Below are 14697 nucleotides of genomic sequence, written 5' to 3'. Positions count from 1 at the left end.
TAAGGTTTAATTCCTAGTGTTTTAGTTGTAATTCAATAAAAGATCGTCTGGAGTTTGTTTCCATGAACAGCATGAAATACAGTTATAAACCAAATTATTTTTTCTTTGCTCATAAATTAGTCTTATTTTTAAAAGACTATTTACTTAAACATCCTACAGAACAGAATACGACGTTTAACTTACAGACAATTTATGATGTCTTTAGCCATGACTTGGCATCTAGTACAACGAATTTAGAAGGCATTTTAAATATTGTTGATGAGTATGTTCTAGAAACTGAAGAAGGGCTGTTACCACTGATTAGTAGACACTCGATCAACTTAAAGAGTCATGTACTTTCTTTAGAGTTTTCACCTAAGGCATTAACTAGCTTGTTGTCAGGTCACTCATTGGTAAACCCTAAAGCTGCCTAAGGAAATTTCTTTTAAGCTCTGAATATCTCCTATAAAATTTACTTGGTTTTTTTATTAGAGTTATTCATGAGCAAAGACTATAAAGCTTTGACTTATATCGCGGATGAAAATATTTCAGATACCATTCTATGGCTTTTAAACCATCAAGATGTTTTTGAATCTTTTCAGTTTGATGTATTGAGCCAAGAATTATCGGTTACACATGCGGCAGGTAGGGATATTATTCGAGTTGGAACCTTCCTGAATGCTACTTATGGAATATTAGTCACTTCTGTATAAATGAAAAAGCCCTGAATGATCAGGGCTTTTCTATTCTTGATGCTGTTAAGCACTCATTGCATCTACTGATAGGTCAGAAACAGTTGGTTTTGGCTTTTCAGCAGTTAAACCAAGTTTGTTAAATAATGCTTGGTCTTTACCTTCACCTGCATTTGGAGTGGTAAGCAATTTATCACCCGAGAACAGAGAGTTCGCTCCTGCCATAAATGCTAACGCTTGATCTGAATCACTTAAAGATTCACGACCTGCTGATAAACGGATATAGCTATGTGGCATAACAATACGTGCTACAGCAATTGTACGAATCCACTCAATGACATCTAGTTTTTCAACATCAGCTAGTGGTGTACCTTCAATTGGAACTAGCATGTTAATTGGCACAGATTCTGGATGAATAGGTAGAGTCGCTAGTTCATGTAATAGGCCGATACGATCTTCACGGCTTTCACCTAAACCAACAATACCACCACTACATACTTTCATACCTGCTTGACGCACATAGTCCAAAGTATTTAAACGGTCATCAAAAGTACGAGTACTAATAATGTGAGAATAGTACTCACGTGAAGTATCAAGGTTATGGTTGTAATAATCTAAACCTGCATTTTTTAGGCGTTCTGCTTGTGATTGGTTAAGCATACCTAAAGTCATACAGGTTTCCATACCTAATGCTTTAACTTCACGTACCATTTCTAAAACATACGGCATATCGCGTTCATGTGGGTTACGCCAAGCAGCACCCATACAAAAACGAGAAGAACCTGAATCTTTTGCAGCTTTTGCTTCGCTAATTACTTTTTCAACAGCAATACGTTTTTCTGCTTCTAATTTTGAATCGTAATGTGCAGATTGAGAGCAATATTTGCAATCTTCAGGACATTTACCCGTTTTAATCGATAAAAGGGTGCTGACCTGAATTGTATTGGCAGTGAAGTGCTCACGGTGTACTTGTTGAGCCTTAAAAACTAAATCCAAAAAAGGTTGTTCATATAGAGCTTGGATTTCTTCACGAGTCCAATCATTACGTAGAGTCATTGTCATATCCATGATGATGGCATTAATTCACTGTACATAATCATACAGAATTCGTATTAAAGCTATAGGGCAAAAAACATCATTTTTTTAATTTGATAGCTGAAGTTGATTAAGTTGCTGCTCAATTGCCCAATCAATATGCACATTGACGATTTCGTCATGTAAATTTTTGCCTTTGTGTAGTTGATCTACAATCTCTTTGGAGTAAGGTGCATTACCTAAACCAATGGCGATATTGCGTTTAAATGATTGGTAACCTGTACGGCGTATTGGACTGCCTTCTGTATTGGCTAAAAAAGTGGCTTCGTCCCACTGCCAGATATCCAGCAGACTAATATTGTCTAAACCATGTCTAGGGTTGAAATCAGTAATAGAAGCTGTTTTTGCAAAGCTATTCCATGGGCAAATTAATTGACAGTCATCACAACCAAAAATTCGGTTACCAATGCCTGCACGCAGTTCTTCAGCAATAATTCCTTTATATTCGATAGTTAAGTATGCAATACAACGTCTAGCATCGAGCATATAAGGTTCGACAATTGCCTGCGTTGGGCAAATATCAATACATGCACTACAAGAACCACAATGTGCTGTTGCAGGTTCGTCAAAAGGTAGGTCGAGTGATGTAAATAGCTCGCCTAATACAAAAAAAGAACCCGACTTTTTATGAATGAGCAAAGTATGTTTACCCGTCCAACCCATTCCAGCACTTTCAGCCAGTGATTTTTCAAATATAGGCGCCGAGTCAGCAAAAGGGCGTGACTCAAAATCTCCTACTTTTTCACGAATTCGTGTTGCTAAAGTTTTCAATCTACCACGCATCACCTTATGGTAATCACGGCCACGTGCATAACGCGCGATAATGGCTGAGTTCGGTTCAAGCGGTACATATCGTGGCTTTGGCGATTCCACCAAATAATTCATACGTACGCAAATAATACTTTTTGTGCCCGGAACTAATAAGGTCGGGTCTGCTCGCTTTTCTAGATTTTCTTCTAAATAAGTCATATCTGCATGATAACCACGTTCAAGATACTCTAAAAAACGTGGCATTTGCTCTTGAGCATCTGGTTTTGCGATGACACAATCAGCAAAACCCAAGTCTAATGCTTGAGCTTTGATCCATGCTTTTAATTCATGTGGATCAATTTGTTGCACTGCAATGCGTGATGTGTCGGAAGATGTCATAAACCAAAATGCAAGAGGATAATAATATGCAGTCGGTAGTTTACCATAGCGATGATATTCGAGCATGGGAGCAGCGCTGGTTTGCTGCGCAAAACTCATCATTAGGCTTAATGCAACAAGCAGCTTGGTTAATCACTCAACAGCTCAACGTACTTTTTGAAAACCAAAATCTTAAGAATATTGCCGTCTGGTGCGGACAGGGGAATAACGCAGGTGATGGCTATTTTATAGCGTGTTATTTGAAACAAGCTGGATTTCATGTAGAGATATTTGCGGCTGAGTTGGGCGGCTCAACTGATTTACACCATGCTGTCGATTTTGCGAAAGAAAATGATGTTCAGGTTCACCTAAGTTTTGAGATGAGTAAAATCTTTGATTGCCATATTGACGCATTATTTGGGATTGGTTTAAACCGTCAGTTAAGTGGTTATTGGCAAAATACTATTCAACAATTTAATGAACAAGTTGGATTAAAAATCTCGATTGATATACCCAGTGGTTTGCACGCAAATACAGGACGCGTCTTACCTTCAGCAATAAAAGCTGACCATACTTTTACTGTTTTAGGTCTTAAGGCAGGATTATTTACTGGGCAAGGTAAAGAGTACGCAGGGCAAGTTCATTTAATTAATTTGATTCCGGTAGATCAAGAGCTAAAACCTTTAGCTTATTTAACACCTATAAGTATTAAACTTCCTAAACGTATGGCTTTTGGACATAAAGGAAGTTATGGACATGTTTTGGTGATCGGTGGGCATGAGCAAATGGGTGGCGCTGTCATTATGGCTGCTGAAGCTGCTTTTCATGCGGGTGCAGGTAAAGTGACCGTGATTTGTCATCGTAACCACCATCAGGCCATTTTGTCACGAGCTCCTAATATTATGCTCCGTGATATTAATGAGTTCGATGAAAAAGTCATCAAAGATATTTTGTCTCAAGTCGATGCAGTATGTTTTGGAATGGGATTAGGCCGTGATGACTGGGCGCAGCAAATTTATCAACAATGGTTTAATTTCCTAAATCACGCCTCTCATTTGGAAGTTGTATTAGATGCAGATGCTTTATGGTTTCTTGCCAAGCAGCCTGAAAAATTGGGTGCACATGTTTATGCGACGCCTCATCCAGGAGAAGTTGCTACCTTACTGGGTTCTTCTACAGCCCAAATTGAAAATGACCGAATTGCTGCAATTTATGCCTTGCAACATAAATATGCGGGTCAGTGGGTACTTAAAGGGGCAGGTAGCTTAATTTTAGAGGACAACTTGTATATTTGTACCCAAGGTAATGCTGGTATGGGAACTGGTGGAATGGGGGATGTATTAGCAGGTATGATCGCGAGCTTAAAAGCTCAGTTCCACAAAGATATTACATTACATGAGATAGTTACTCTGCATGCTCAGGCAGGTGATGAACTTGCAAAACATGGCATGCGTGGTTTGCAAGCTTATGAAATGAATCAGGCAATTACTCAAGTCGTGAATCAATAAGGCTTTAACGTCTACGGCTACTCGAGCGGCTTCGTCCACGTGCCATACCACCTAAAGCATTTAAGACCGAAAGCTTACTCATACTTCCCGATGCATGAGCATGGCAAATGGCAGCCGCAAGGGCATCGGCTGCATCGGATTGAGGTTTAATGGTCAGATTAAGTAATCGCATAACCATCATTTGTACTTGTTCTTTATCTGCTGCGCCATAACCCACTACAGATTGTTTAATTTGACGGGCAGTATATTCTGCAACTTGTAAATCTAAATTAACTAATGCGGCGATGGCAGCACCACGGGCTTGTCCTAGTTTTAAGGCAGAGTCTGGGTTTTGGGCCATAAAAACTTGTTCAACCGCAGCTTCAGTTGGACCATGAAATTTCACAATTCGCTCAACGCCAGCGAAAATACGCTTTAAGCGCTCTGGCATTTCTTGAGTTTCTGTTCGGATTGTACCGGCATCGACAAAACGCAGTTTACTACCATCTTTTTCAATGATTCCATAACCTGTTAAGCGTGAACCTGGGTCAATTCCAATAATCAATGCCATATGAAGACTTGTATAAATAGTTTAGAGAGTATTGTTACATAGCCAAAACGGTTCTGCATGCGTAATTTAAAGAATGCTGTGATGAACGGTTATTTTTCGGTTTTTATCGTACCAATTTATATTTTTAAAATCATTTGATGTAATTCTATTTTAGTGGAATACTTATCTATAATTGTGGAATTGAGTCTGATGAATGGACGATATTAATATACGAATTGCACATCGTATACGAGAGTTACGTTTAGCACGTGGGTATACTTTAGACGTACTTGCAGCCCGATGCCAAGTCAGTCGTTCGGCAATTTCTTTAATTGAAAGAGGGGAAGCGAGTCCAACAGCAGTCGTGCTTGAAAAACTAGCCAATGGACTTGAAGTGCCTTTAACTCAAATTTTTACGAATGAAGCAACTAGTCCATCTCCTCAACCATTTATTCACCGAAATGAACAAGCTGAGTGGCGAGATCCGGAAACTGGGTATGTTCGCCGTACCGTATCACCACCGAATTTAAAACTACCATTTCAAATTGTTGAAATTGAATTCCCGCCTCATTCTCGAATTACGTATGAAATGAGTGAAAGTTCTAAAGTAGTACAACAGCAACTTTGGTTAGTTGAAGGGCAAATTGATATTCAGTTAGGTGAAAATTCTTACGCATTAGGTCAAGGGGATTGCTTGGCTATGCAATTAGATCAACCGGTTATATACAGCAATAATTCATCACAAGTCGCTCGCTATATTTTAGTCGTCTCTAATCAACTCGTATCTGCTCTTAAGGAATCTTTATGAACTATTCCCTCGATTCTAATTTTCGCTTAATTGACTGTAATGAGACAGAACATGCAGCAGCAATATTAGAGATTCTAAATGAGGCAATTATTAACTCTACTGCTCTATATGACTATGTACCGCGTTCGCTTGCTTCAATGAAAACGTGGTTTTCTGTAAAGAGAGAAAATGATTTCCCTATCATTGGGGTTATAAATGAATCGGGTAAATTATTAGGATTTGCCAGTTGGGGAACTTTCAGGGCTTTTCCAGCTTATAAGTATACAGTTGAGCATAGTATCTATATTCATCATGAACATCGTGGCTGTGGTTTGAGTAAAGTTTTAATGCAAGCGTTAATTGAGCGAGCTCAAGAAGCCCAGCTTCATGTACTGATTGGTTGTATCGATGCGACAAATCAAGCCAGTATAGGCCTCCATGAAAAAATGGGATTCACACATGCTGGTACGTTTAAACAGGTAGGTTTTAAGTTTGGACAATGGTTAGATGCTGCTTTTTATCAGTTAATTTTAAATACACCATTTGAACCTGTTGATGGGTAAATTATCAAATTTTTTATTAGACAATGGCCCAGTTCAATATAAGAAAAACTGAACTGGGTCCTAGCGCAGGTTTATAAAATACCTAATTGTTCTAAGCTTTTATAAGTAATCTCTTTTCGAACAGAGCTAGGTATTCCTTTTTTCATTTCTAAATTGAGAGAGAACGCTACAATATTCCCTTTAGGTTGGACCACCCAACCAGTTAACCAACCTACTTGTGGGTCTACATCCCATCCCCAGCCACTTTTTGCGTATATTTTATTTCCATTTTTTTCTTCTATGAAAAGCATGGATTGAACTTGTTCTTGTACATTTTGACTAAATGGAAGGGTTTTGTTAGCTAACCTATAGGCAAATTGTGCTTCTTGTTGAGGCGTAATTTTTAAAGGGCCTACAAGCCAAAAATTATCGACTTGGGTGCCAATATTAGTATTACCATAATCTACACGTTTTACCTCAGCAGACATGAGCTCAAGTCCAATACGACGAGCTAAATCTTGATAAACTGGAATAGCAGAAGCCTTCATAGCATCGCCTAGTGTCATATCCTTTTCCCATTCGGGAAAGAGTCGCTTTTTTCCATCCCATTTGAATATTTCTGTTGTGGTTACCTTATGGTGCTCAAGGCCGATTAAAGCATTAAGCATTTTAAAGGTTGAAGCTGGTACGTACTCTGTTGAAGCTCGAGTAAGATCGTTACCATAGCTTTGTTGTGTTTGACCTTGTTGAATAACTAAAACACCAGTTGTATGTGCTTCTTCAAAGATGTCTTTAATTTTCTGTGCTTTTTCATCTGTTTTTAAAGCACTGTTATTTGGATTTGCTGTCACTATATAAGGCGAGCAGGCAGAAATAAGAAGAGTGCTTGTTACCAATAAGATAGTTTTAATATTCATACGATTTATAAAATTAAATTTAAAGTTTAGCTAATTAATGTAACTTGAGTGGATCAAATATTAGATATCAAAAATGTAAGTTAGATTTTAGAAAAATGTCGATAATAGTTAAAAAAACGACTAATTTTTGAAAAAAATGCAATCTTGTAGAAAAAACACTTGATAAAGTCGTTATAGCACTCATTAATAATAAAGTATGGCTATTTTATTAATTTAGAATCAGTCTTATTGATAGTATTGCAGAATGTTGGTTTAGCGGTGATTTGAAGTTACAAGAAAACATTGTCTAAGCTTTACAGCCTTTTTAATCCTATTTTCAACTGAAAATGGCTTATGGATTAGATGGTGACACCTGCAATGAATTTTCTTTTTGAGATAGATAAAGTTTTACATGAATTTACTTCTTATTGTGGTTCTGGGCGCGATTGTTGAAATTGCCGTATGGATTGGCGTAGCACAGTTCATCAGTGGATGGTATGTGTTTTTCTGGTTCATTCTTGCTTTCTTTATTGGTCTAACGCTTATTCGTAAAAGTACGGCTGGTATTATGCCGCAATTACAACAAATGCAGATGACTGGGCAATTAGGCAGTGATCCAGCTGTGACTAAAAAACTAGCATATGCTTTTGCAGGTTTTTTATTGATGGTGCCTGGATTGGTATCGGATGTTTTAGCGCTCTTAATTCTAATTCCGGGCGTACAAACTGCGTTCCGTAATATCGCAATGAGAACACTTGCAAAGCGTCAGCAAGCCATGATGGAAAAAATGATGGGTGGCATGGGCGGTGCTGGCGCTGGTCAAAATCCATTTGCTGATTTAATGCGTCAAATGCAGGACATGCAAGGTCAACAAGGTGGCGGTCAATACCGTGGCGATTCAAGCATTATTGATGGTGAAGCACGAGAAGTCACCCCAGACCACAAGAAAATTGAACATAAAAATAAGGATTAATTATTTCCTTATATAAAAGATAAAAGGCCTAAATCTTAAATGTTTAGGCCTTTTTTAATGTTATATGCGTTATTCATCTGAAGTTTTAGGAGTATCCATGTCAGCTGGAGCTGCTACAGTTTGATTTTCTTCTGACTTGGTTTGGGGTTGATACTTGTTTGAAGGCAGACTTGCTTGCTTGTTTTCAGACTGTTGATATTTCCGGTTTCTATTGGCTCTTTCACGAAAGCCACCTTTATTAATGAGCTGTGTGTGTGACATAGATTGGCCTAGAAAATAAACTATTCATGTATTTTAGCAAATTCAGCAAAATATCAAAATAAGAAAAATAGTACAGAAAAAATAATATTTAATTTATCTCTTTGTATAATTTAAATTTTTTAAAAATGAACGCATTGTTCATTCAGATTGAATTCTCTTTTCATTTCACATAGGATAAATATAAAGGATGTATAAATTAAAAATTGTAGCAAACCTATTAAAACAACAACGGTTGAAGTGAGGGAAGGAGGGTTACCTATGCTATATCAATATCATTGTGCATGTTGTGACAAAGTCGTGGCATCAACAGATAAATCATGTCCGTATTGTGGTTCACACCATATTCGAAGCCCGTATGGGTTATGGATGTTTTGTGTGATGGCTTGTCTAGCAGTAGTCGTTGTATTCAAAGTTGTCCATGTTTATATCCAGAATCATCAAGATACGCCTACGCAATCGACTTTGTTGGATGTACTAAATGAGGGTGATAAAACTACGAAACAGTAGTAGTGCTTAATTTGTTACATACTTATTAAATAATGTGTGTTGGTTAACTTATTGCTTAATTTTGACAATATATAAAAAATAATAAAAAAGCCCGCATTAAGCGGGCTTTTAATATATGGGACTTAGAGGCCCGCAGCATCTTTAAGTACTTCAACTTTGTCAGTTTTTTCCCATGTAAATGCAGAATCTGTACCTTCACGACCAAAGTGACCATAAGCAGCTGTTTGCTTATACATTGGTTGAATTAAGTTAAGCATACGAGTAATACCAAATGGACGTAAATCAAAATGTTCACGCACTAATTGGATAATTAACTCATCAGAAACTTTTGCAGTACCGAAAGTATTAATTGAAATAGAAGTTGGTTCTGCAACACCAATTGCATAACTCACCTGAATTTCACATTTGTCAGCAAGACCAGCCGCAACAATATTTTTAGCAACATAACGACCAGCATATGCAGCTGAACGGTCTACTTTAGATGGATCTTTACCAGAGAATGCACCACCGCCGTGACGAGCCATACCACCGTAAGTATCAACGATGATTTTACGTCCTGTTAAACCACAGTCACCAACTGGACCACCGATAACAAACATACCAGTCGGGTTAATGTGGAATTTAGTAGCAGCATGGAACATTTCAGCAGGAATGATCGGTTTGATAATTTCTTCAATTACAGCTTCTTTGAGCTGAGTTTGACTAATTTCAGGATCGTGTTGAGTAGAAAGTACTACTGCATCTAAACGTACAGGTTTGCCATTTTCATAAGCAAAAGTTACCTGACTTTTTGCATCTGGACGTAACCATGGTAATGCACCTGAACGACGAAGTTCAGCTTGACGCTCCATTAAACGGTGAGCGTAAGAAATAGGAGCTGGCATAAGCACGTCAGTTTCACGACTTGCGTAACCAAACATTAAACCTTGGTCACCGGCACCTTGATCTTCAGGTTTTTGGCGATCTACACCTTGAGCAATCTCTGGTGATTGTTTACCAATCATGTTGATGACTGCACAAGTTGAACCATCAAAGCCTAGATCTGAATGGTGATAGCCGATACCGTTAACAGTTTGGCGAACAACAGCTTCTACATCAATATTCGCAGTTGTTGTGATTTCACCTGCAAGTACAACAGCGCCTGTTTTTACCAGTGTTTCACAAGCAACACGTGCGTATGGGTCTTCTTTTAAGATTGCATCCAAAATAGCGTCGCTAATTTGGTCGGCCATTTTATCGGGATGACCTTCGCTTACAGATTCCGAGGTAAAAACAGCGTACTCGCGCATGAAAGTCCTATCTTGGTTATTTCAAAAAGACATAATATGTTACATCGACTTGAGCTTGAGGACCAGTTCATACTGACTAAAAAGCATGAATTTATTTCATTTCTACTATGTTTTAATTGATAAGTGTATCAGTGAAATTGATATAGTCATCTGATAATTAATTATTTTTATAAAAGACGATGCTCATGACGCATAAATTTTAAGCATTTGATTTTGCGAAAAATTAATCAACAAAATTTAGACTGTGAAGTGAAATAGTACAAATAAGAAAGATAAATTCATATTTATATGCTTTTTATAAACATCAAATGCCTACAACAGTTCATTAAAGAATAGCGATAAAACGCATTGTTTTATGCAACTTAAGAATCTAAATGTTTTTTGAGTAACCAAGAAATGGTTAAAAATAAAGAAATATACAGTGTTGGGGTTTACCCCTAGACGTTTTTTTAAGACAATATAGCGGCATTGAATGGTTATTCATCTTCTTCTTTTCATCAATCTATTAAAATTGGATTCTGATCTATGACGACCCCTTTAAACGAACGTCGTATTGCAAACGCAATTCGTGTATTGGCAATGGATGCTGTGCAACAGGCAAACTCAGGGCATCCAGGTGCTCCAATGGGGATGGCAGATATTGCTGATGTCGTCTGGCGCGAGTTTTTAAATCACAACCCAACTAATCCACAATGGGCAAACCGTGACCGTTTTGTTTTGTCAAATGGCCATGGCTCAATGTTGCAATATGCTTTGCTTCATTTAACAGGTTATGATCTTTCAATTGAAGATTTAAAACAATTCCGTCAATTGCACTCAAAAACTCCTGGTCACCCTGAATATGGTTATGCACCAGGCATTGAAACAACGACTGGTCCTTTAGGTCAAGGTATTGCAAACGCTGTTGGTTTTGCGTTGGCAGAAAAGACTTTAGCTGCTCAGTTCAATAAAGATGACTTAAAAGTAGTTGATCACTTCACTTATTGTTTCTTGGGTGATGGCTGTCTAATGGAAGGTATTTCTCACGAAGTATGTTCATTGGCAGGTACTTTACAGCTTGGTAAATTGATTGCTTATTATGATGACAACGGCATTTCGATTGATGGTGAAGTAGAAGGTTGGTTCAGTGATGACACTGAAGAGCGTTTCAAAGCTTATGGCTGGCAAGTTCTTCGTGTAGATGGCCATGATGCTGATGCTATTCGTCAAGCAACAGTTGAAGCTAAAGCAGAAACTCAAAAACCAACGATCATTATTTGTAAAACAATTATTGGCTTAGGTTCTCCAAACAAACAAGGCAAAGAAGACTGTCACGGCGCGCCATTAGGTAAAGATGAAATTACCTTGACTCGTGAAGCTTTAGGCTGGACTGAAGAAGCATTTGTTATTCCTGCTGATGTATATGCTGCATGGGATGCTAAAGCAAAAGGTAATGAAGCTGAAGCAGCTTGGAATGAAGTATTCGCTCAATACCAAGCAAAATATCCAACAGAAGCAGCTGAGTTACTTCGTCGTATTAGCGGTGATTTACCAGCAGAGTTTTCAGCTCAAGCAGATGCATTTATTAGTGAAACAAATGCTAAAGCTGAGACTGTAGCAACTCGTAAAGCAAGCCAAAACACATTACAAGCATTTGGTCCTTTATTACCTGAATTATTGGGTGGTTCTGCGGACTTAGCTGGTTCTAACTTAACACTTTGGAAAGGTTGCCAAGGTGTTCAAGAAAACCCAGCTGGTAACTACGTGTACTATGGTGTACGTGAGTTCGGTATGACTGCAATCGCGAATGGTGTTGCATTACATGGCGGCTTCATTCCTTACGTTGCAACATTCTTAATGTTTATGGAATATGCACGTAACGCAGTGCGTATGTCTGCATTGATGAAACAACGCGTGATTCATGTTTATACACATGACTCAATCGGTTTAGGTGAAGATGGTCCAACACATCAACCAATTGAACAAATTGCTTCTTTACGTGGTACACCAAACCTAAATACTTGGCGTCCTGCTGACACTGTTGAAACAGCAATTGCATGGAAATCTGCTTTAGAGCGTAAAGACGGTCCTACAGCACTTATTTTCTCTCGTCAAAACTTGCCTTTCCAAACGCGTACTGAAGAACAAATTCAGAATGCAGCAAAAGGTGGTTATGTTCTTGCTCAAGAGAAAGGTGAGTTGAAGGCAATTATTATTGCTACTGGTTCTGAAGTTTCTTTAGCAATGGAAGCTTATGCTCAACTTGAAGGTGTTCGTGTTGTTTCTATGCCATGTGCTGAAGAGTTCATGAAACAAGATGCTGCATACCGTGAGGCTGTATTGCCAGCTCATATCCGTGCACGTGTTGCAGTTGAAGCAGCTCATGTTGACTACTGGTGGAAGTTTGTTGGTCTTGATGGCAAAGTAATTGGTATGTCAACTTATGGTGAGTCAGCACCAGCGAAAGACTTATTCCAATTCTTTGGTATTACAACTGAAGCTGTAGTAGCTGCGGTAAAAGAATTAACTGCTTAATGATTTAACTCAGTAGAAGAAAAAAGCGCCCTAAATAGGGCGCTTTTTTTATAAATCTTAAATATTAAGCTCAGTTTGAATTGAGATATTCGAAGTTAAAAGCTTATGAATCGGGCAGCTTTCAGCAACTTTTAAAAGACGTTTATGTTGATCTTCGGTAAATTCGCCTTTTAGCGTAATTTTACGTTCAATATTATTTTGACCTGCTTCAGGATCACCATTTGGATTTAAGGCTAAATCGACTTGTACATGCTCAAGCTTAATCCCTTTGTGACTTGCATACATTTCTAAAGTAATGGTGGTACAAGCACCTAAAGCTGATAGTAAAAGCTGAACTGGATTTGGAGCTGTATCTTGTCCACCTTTATCAGTTGGTTCATCTCCAAACCATTGATGACCAGATGAATCGGTAAGTGTTACTCGGTAAGGAGTAGAAGTGCTTTGTGCTTGAACAGTGTTAACCATGTTTTACCTTGTTATTTATCAATAAAATCGAAGTAAAAACCAATAAATCTGAAGGTTTCGAATAGAAAAATATCTATACTTTATAATATGGGTTTTGAATAACAACTGTAACGCTTTTATTGTTGCATGGATGAAACATATCGTTTTATAAAGAATAGTGAATTTAATTACTTGATGTATACACTAACGACTATATCAATAAAGGATACGAAAAATGCATCTTAAGACATTAAGCTTCGGTTTGGCAGTGGCATTGGCAAGTACAGTTACATTAGCTGCACCAGTGGACTATAAAATTGATCCAACGCATACGGCGACTGTTTTCTCATGGAATCACTTTGGTTTTTCAACACCAAGCGCTAACTTCTCGGACATCCAAGGTGTAATTAAAGTTGATAATGCTAAACCAGCAAACTCTTCTGTAAATGTGACAATTCCTTTAAGCAGCGTAAATACAAACGTACCTGCTTTAGATAAAGAATTCCAACAAGAAGCTTGGTTTAATGCAGCTAAATACCCAAATATCACTTTTAAAAGTACGAAAGTAGAAACCAAAGACAAAAAGCACTTTAAAATTACTGGTGACTTAACTGTTAAAGGTGTAACTAAACCAGTTGTACTTGACGCTGTTTTAAACAAACAGGGTGAACACCCAATGGCAAAAGTTCCAGCAATTGGTTTCAACGCGACAACTTCATTCAATCGTTCTGAGTTCGGTCTAGGCAGCTATGTACCGAATGTAGGTGATAAGATCACTGTAAACATTACGACTGAAGCAACGGCAGCTAGTGCAGCTAAAAAATAAGTTGTAAGTTTTCTAAAAAAAGTCCTCAATAATGAGGACTTTTTTATTAGATTGGTTCTTTTTTATCTGGTTCTATAAAAACTAAAGGTTGAGAAGGATCTACATTTCTTTTTTCGGCTTTTTCTCTTAAAAATTGATAAGTTGGTACTTTCATTTTTGCCTGATCACGTAATTTCTTTTTAATATAAAGAACAAGAGCAAAGCAGGTCGTTGCAACGGTCAACATCATGCCATTCATATAGCTCATAATTGAACTTACATAGCCTATTGTAGTTAGACGATGCATCATACGTTCAACTTGGGTACTGCTTTCTATACCCGTAATTGCCCAACTACATAAATGTTCGCAATTATTAATGATCAGATGATAATGATTTTCGTGCATGCGTGAGCGCATACGCCGTACAACAACTTTTCCTTTGTAACGTGGAGCATCATAAGAACGTACATGAATTTTTTTGCCATGGGAAAAGGCATCTATTGATGTGATTTCAATGGGACGTTTTTTGATGAAATGTGCTAGGCCCGAATAATGAATAACTCGACCTCTCCCAGCGTAGATACCATGATGGCTATAGCCGAGATGTTTTACAATAAGATGAGCCCCTAAAGGGTAGCGTTTATTTGTTTGTTGCATATTCACGCTGATCCAATAAAGTTTTGATCACTTTTATTAAAAGCTGTTCACTATTATAACGAATATAGTTGTGTTCTAGTGTATTGATTA

Annotated in this window: 17 protein-coding genes; 9 read left to right on the top strand and 8 right to left on the bottom strand. The window is 37.8% G+C overall.

Annotation, left to right across the window (positions count from 1 at the left end; genetic code table 11):
* Positions 1-62: 62 nt before the first annotated feature.
* Together ACIF8R_RS04575 and ACIF8R_RS04570 are read left to right on the top strand one after the other, a co-directional pair.
* Positions 63-413, top strand: coding sequence for a hypothetical protein (locus ACIF8R_RS04575; protein ID WP_263613554.1), 351 nt, complete (start codon positions 63-65; stop codon positions 411-413).
* A 66-nt stretch (positions 414-479) separates the two neighbouring features.
* On the top strand, positions 480-692 hold the full coding sequence (locus tag ACIF8R_RS04570; protein ID WP_002050123.1) for a hypothetical protein: 213 nt from the start codon (positions 480-482) through the stop codon (positions 690-692).
* 45 nt (positions 693-737) lie between these two features.
* On the opposite strand, the gene bioB is transcribed toward ACIF8R_RS04570, so the two are convergent.
* Positions 738-1727: a biotin synthase BioB gene (gene bioB / locus ACIF8R_RS04565; protein WP_396479339.1), complete on the bottom strand. Its 990-nt coding sequence runs from the start codon at positions 1725-1727 to the stop codon at positions 738-740.
* Positions 1728-1814: 87 nt separating this feature from the next.
* Entirely contained in the window at positions 1815-2915 is a 1101-nt protein-coding gene (gene queG, locus ACIF8R_RS04560) for a tRNA epoxyqueuosine(34) reductase QueG (protein ID WP_396462963.1), read from the bottom strand.
* A 26-nt stretch (positions 2916-2941) separates the two neighbouring features.
* On the opposite strand from queG, the gene ACIF8R_RS04555 reads away from it, so the two are divergent.
* A complete protein-coding gene (locus tag ACIF8R_RS04555) occupies positions 2942-4402 on the top strand; it encodes an NAD(P)H-hydrate dehydratase (RefSeq protein WP_396479337.1) in 1461 nt (486 codons plus the stop codon).
* Positions 4403-4406: 4 nt separating this feature from the next.
* On the opposite strand, the gene ruvC is transcribed toward ACIF8R_RS04555, so the two are convergent.
* Positions 4407-4952 (bottom strand): crossover junction endodeoxyribonuclease RuvC, encoded by a 546-nt coding sequence (ruvC, locus tag ACIF8R_RS04550; protein ID WP_002121356.1) that lies wholly within the window; start codon positions 4950-4952, stop codon positions 4407-4409.
* A gap of 193 nt (positions 4953-5145) precedes the next feature.
* Here ruvC and ACIF8R_RS04545 point away from each other — a divergent pair, with 193 nt between their 5' ends.
* Both ACIF8R_RS04545 and ACIF8R_RS04540 read left to right on the top strand, forming a co-directional pair.
* Positions 5146-5739, top strand: coding sequence for a helix-turn-helix domain-containing protein (locus tag ACIF8R_RS04545; protein ID WP_396479335.1), 594 nt, complete (start codon positions 5146-5148; stop codon positions 5737-5739).
* Positions 5736-6281 (top strand): GNAT family N-acetyltransferase, encoded by a 546-nt coding sequence (locus ACIF8R_RS04540; RefSeq protein ID WP_263613557.1) that lies wholly within the window; start codon positions 5736-5738, stop codon positions 6279-6281. The genes ACIF8R_RS04545 and ACIF8R_RS04540 overlap by 4 nt, the downstream gene beginning before the upstream one ends.
* Positions 6282-6352: 71 nt before the next feature.
* Here ACIF8R_RS04540 and blaOXA read toward each other — a convergent pair whose 3' ends face one another.
* A complete protein-coding gene (gene blaOXA / locus ACIF8R_RS04535; RefSeq protein WP_396479333.1) occupies positions 6353-7177 on the bottom strand; it encodes an OXA-51 family carbapenem-hydrolyzing class D beta-lactamase in 825 nt (274 codons plus the stop codon).
* A gap of 391 nt (positions 7178-7568) precedes the next feature.
* On the opposite strand from blaOXA, the gene ACIF8R_RS04530 reads away from it, so the two are divergent.
* Entirely contained in the window at positions 7569-8129 is a 561-nt protein-coding gene (locus tag ACIF8R_RS04530) for an FxsA family protein (RefSeq protein WP_396479331.1), read from the top strand.
* A 69-nt stretch (positions 8130-8198) separates the two neighbouring features.
* Here the strand turns inward: ACIF8R_RS04530 and ACIF8R_RS04525 are convergent, their stop codons facing one another.
* A complete protein-coding gene (locus ACIF8R_RS04525) occupies positions 8199-8390 on the bottom strand; it encodes a hypothetical protein (protein WP_396479329.1) in 192 nt (63 codons plus the stop codon).
* 258 nt (positions 8391-8648) lie between these two features.
* Between ACIF8R_RS04525 and ACIF8R_RS04520 the strand changes: the two genes are divergently transcribed.
* Positions 8649-8897 (top strand): hypothetical protein, encoded by a 249-nt coding sequence (locus tag ACIF8R_RS04520; RefSeq protein ID WP_263613561.1) that lies wholly within the window; start codon positions 8649-8651, stop codon positions 8895-8897.
* Between the two features lie 122 nt (positions 8898-9019).
* Here the strand turns inward: ACIF8R_RS04520 and metK are convergent, their stop codons facing one another.
* The gene (metK, locus tag ACIF8R_RS04515; RefSeq protein ID WP_396479327.1) at positions 9020-10186 is read right to left on the bottom strand and encodes a methionine adenosyltransferase; all 1167 of its coding nucleotides are present in this window, start codon (positions 10184-10186) and stop codon (positions 9020-9022) included.
* A gap of 525 nt (positions 10187-10711) precedes the next feature.
* On the opposite strand from metK, the gene tkt reads away from it, so the two are divergent.
* A complete protein-coding gene (gene tkt, locus ACIF8R_RS04510; RefSeq protein WP_396479325.1) occupies positions 10712-12700 on the top strand; it encodes a transketolase in 1989 nt (662 codons plus the stop codon).
* A gap of 57 nt (positions 12701-12757) precedes the next feature.
* On the opposite strand, the gene ACIF8R_RS04505 is transcribed toward tkt, so the two are convergent.
* Positions 12758-13165, bottom strand: coding sequence for an OsmC family protein (locus ACIF8R_RS04505; protein WP_396479323.1), 408 nt, complete (start codon positions 13163-13165; stop codon positions 12758-12760).
* A 214-nt stretch (positions 13166-13379) separates the two neighbouring features.
* Between ACIF8R_RS04505 and ACIF8R_RS04500 the strand changes: the two genes are divergently transcribed.
* On the top strand, positions 13380-13970 hold the full coding sequence (locus ACIF8R_RS04500) for a YceI family protein (protein ID WP_087605545.1): 591 nt from the start codon (positions 13380-13382) through the stop codon (positions 13968-13970).
* Between the two features lie 46 nt (positions 13971-14016).
* On the opposite strand, the gene ACIF8R_RS04495 is transcribed toward ACIF8R_RS04500, so the two are convergent.
* A complete protein-coding gene (locus tag ACIF8R_RS04495) occupies positions 14017-14607 on the bottom strand; it encodes a lecithin retinol acyltransferase family protein (protein ID WP_087605546.1) in 591 nt (196 codons plus the stop codon).
* Between the last annotated feature and the right edge of the window lie 90 nt (positions 14608-14697).

The organism is Acinetobacter sp. ABJ_C4_1 (assembly GCF_044538495.1).
Taxonomy (GTDB): domain Bacteria; phylum Pseudomonadota; class Gammaproteobacteria; order Pseudomonadales; family Moraxellaceae; genus Acinetobacter; species Acinetobacter nosocomialis_A.
Note: the sequence above shows the minus strand (reverse complement) of the source record. Positions and strands in the feature narration are given on the sequence as shown.

Bases quoted from the DNA above. Each gene is read 5' to 3' on its own strand.
- queG (WP_396462963.1), bottom strand. From the start codon at position 2,915: ATGACATCTTCCGACACATCACGCATTGCAGTGCAACAAATTGATCCA.
- ACIF8R_RS04555 (WP_396479337.1), top strand. From the start codon at position 2,942: ATGCAGTCGGTAGTTTACCATAGCGATGATATTCGAGCATGGGAGCAG.
- ACIF8R_RS04540 (WP_263613557.1), top strand. From the start codon at position 5,736: ATGAACTATTCCCTCGATTCTAATTTTCGCTTAATTGACTGTAATGAG.
- ACIF8R_RS04545 (WP_396479335.1), top strand. From the start codon at position 5,146: ATGGACGATATTAATATACGAATTGCACATCGTATACGAGAGTTACGT.
- metK (WP_396479327.1), bottom strand. From the start codon at position 10,186: ATGCGCGAGTACGCTGTTTTTACCTCGGAATCTGTAAGCGAAGGTCAT.
- ACIF8R_RS04505 (WP_396479323.1), bottom strand. From the start codon at position 13,165: ATGGTTAACACTGTTCAAGCACAAAGCACTTCTACTCCTTACCGAGTA.
- ACIF8R_RS04530 (WP_396479331.1), top strand. From the start codon at position 7,569: ATGAATTTACTTCTTATTGTGGTTCTGGGCGCGATTGTTGAAATTGCC.
- bioB (WP_396479339.1), bottom strand. From the start codon at position 1,727: ATGACTCTACGTAATGATTGGACTCGTGAAGAAATCCAAGCTCTATAT.
- ACIF8R_RS04575 (WP_263613554.1), top strand. From the start codon at position 63: ATGAACAGCATGAAATACAGTTATAAACCAAATTATTTTTTCTTTGCT.
- ACIF8R_RS04520 (WP_263613561.1), top strand. From the start codon at position 8,649: ATGCTATATCAATATCATTGTGCATGTTGTGACAAAGTCGTGGCATCA.
- ruvC (WP_002121356.1), bottom strand. From the start codon at position 4,952: ATGGCATTGATTATTGGAATTGACCCAGGTTCACGCTTAACAGGTTAT.
- tkt (WP_396479325.1), top strand. From the start codon at position 10,712: ATGACGACCCCTTTAAACGAACGTCGTATTGCAAACGCAATTCGTGTA.
- ACIF8R_RS04495 (WP_087605546.1), bottom strand. From the start codon at position 14,607: ATGCAACAAACAAATAAACGCTACCCTTTAGGGGCTCATCTTATTGTA.
- ACIF8R_RS04570 (WP_002050123.1), top strand. From the start codon at position 480: ATGAGCAAAGACTATAAAGCTTTGACTTATATCGCGGATGAAAATATT.
- blaOXA (WP_396479333.1), bottom strand. From the start codon at position 7,177: ATGAATATTAAAACTATCTTATTGGTAACAAGCACTCTTCTTATTTCT.
- ACIF8R_RS04525 (WP_396479329.1), bottom strand. From the start codon at position 8,390: ATGTCACACACACAGCTCATTAATAAAGGTGGCTTTCGTGAAAGAGCC.
- ACIF8R_RS04500 (WP_087605545.1), top strand. From the start codon at position 13,380: ATGCATCTTAAGACATTAAGCTTCGGTTTGGCAGTGGCATTGGCAAGT.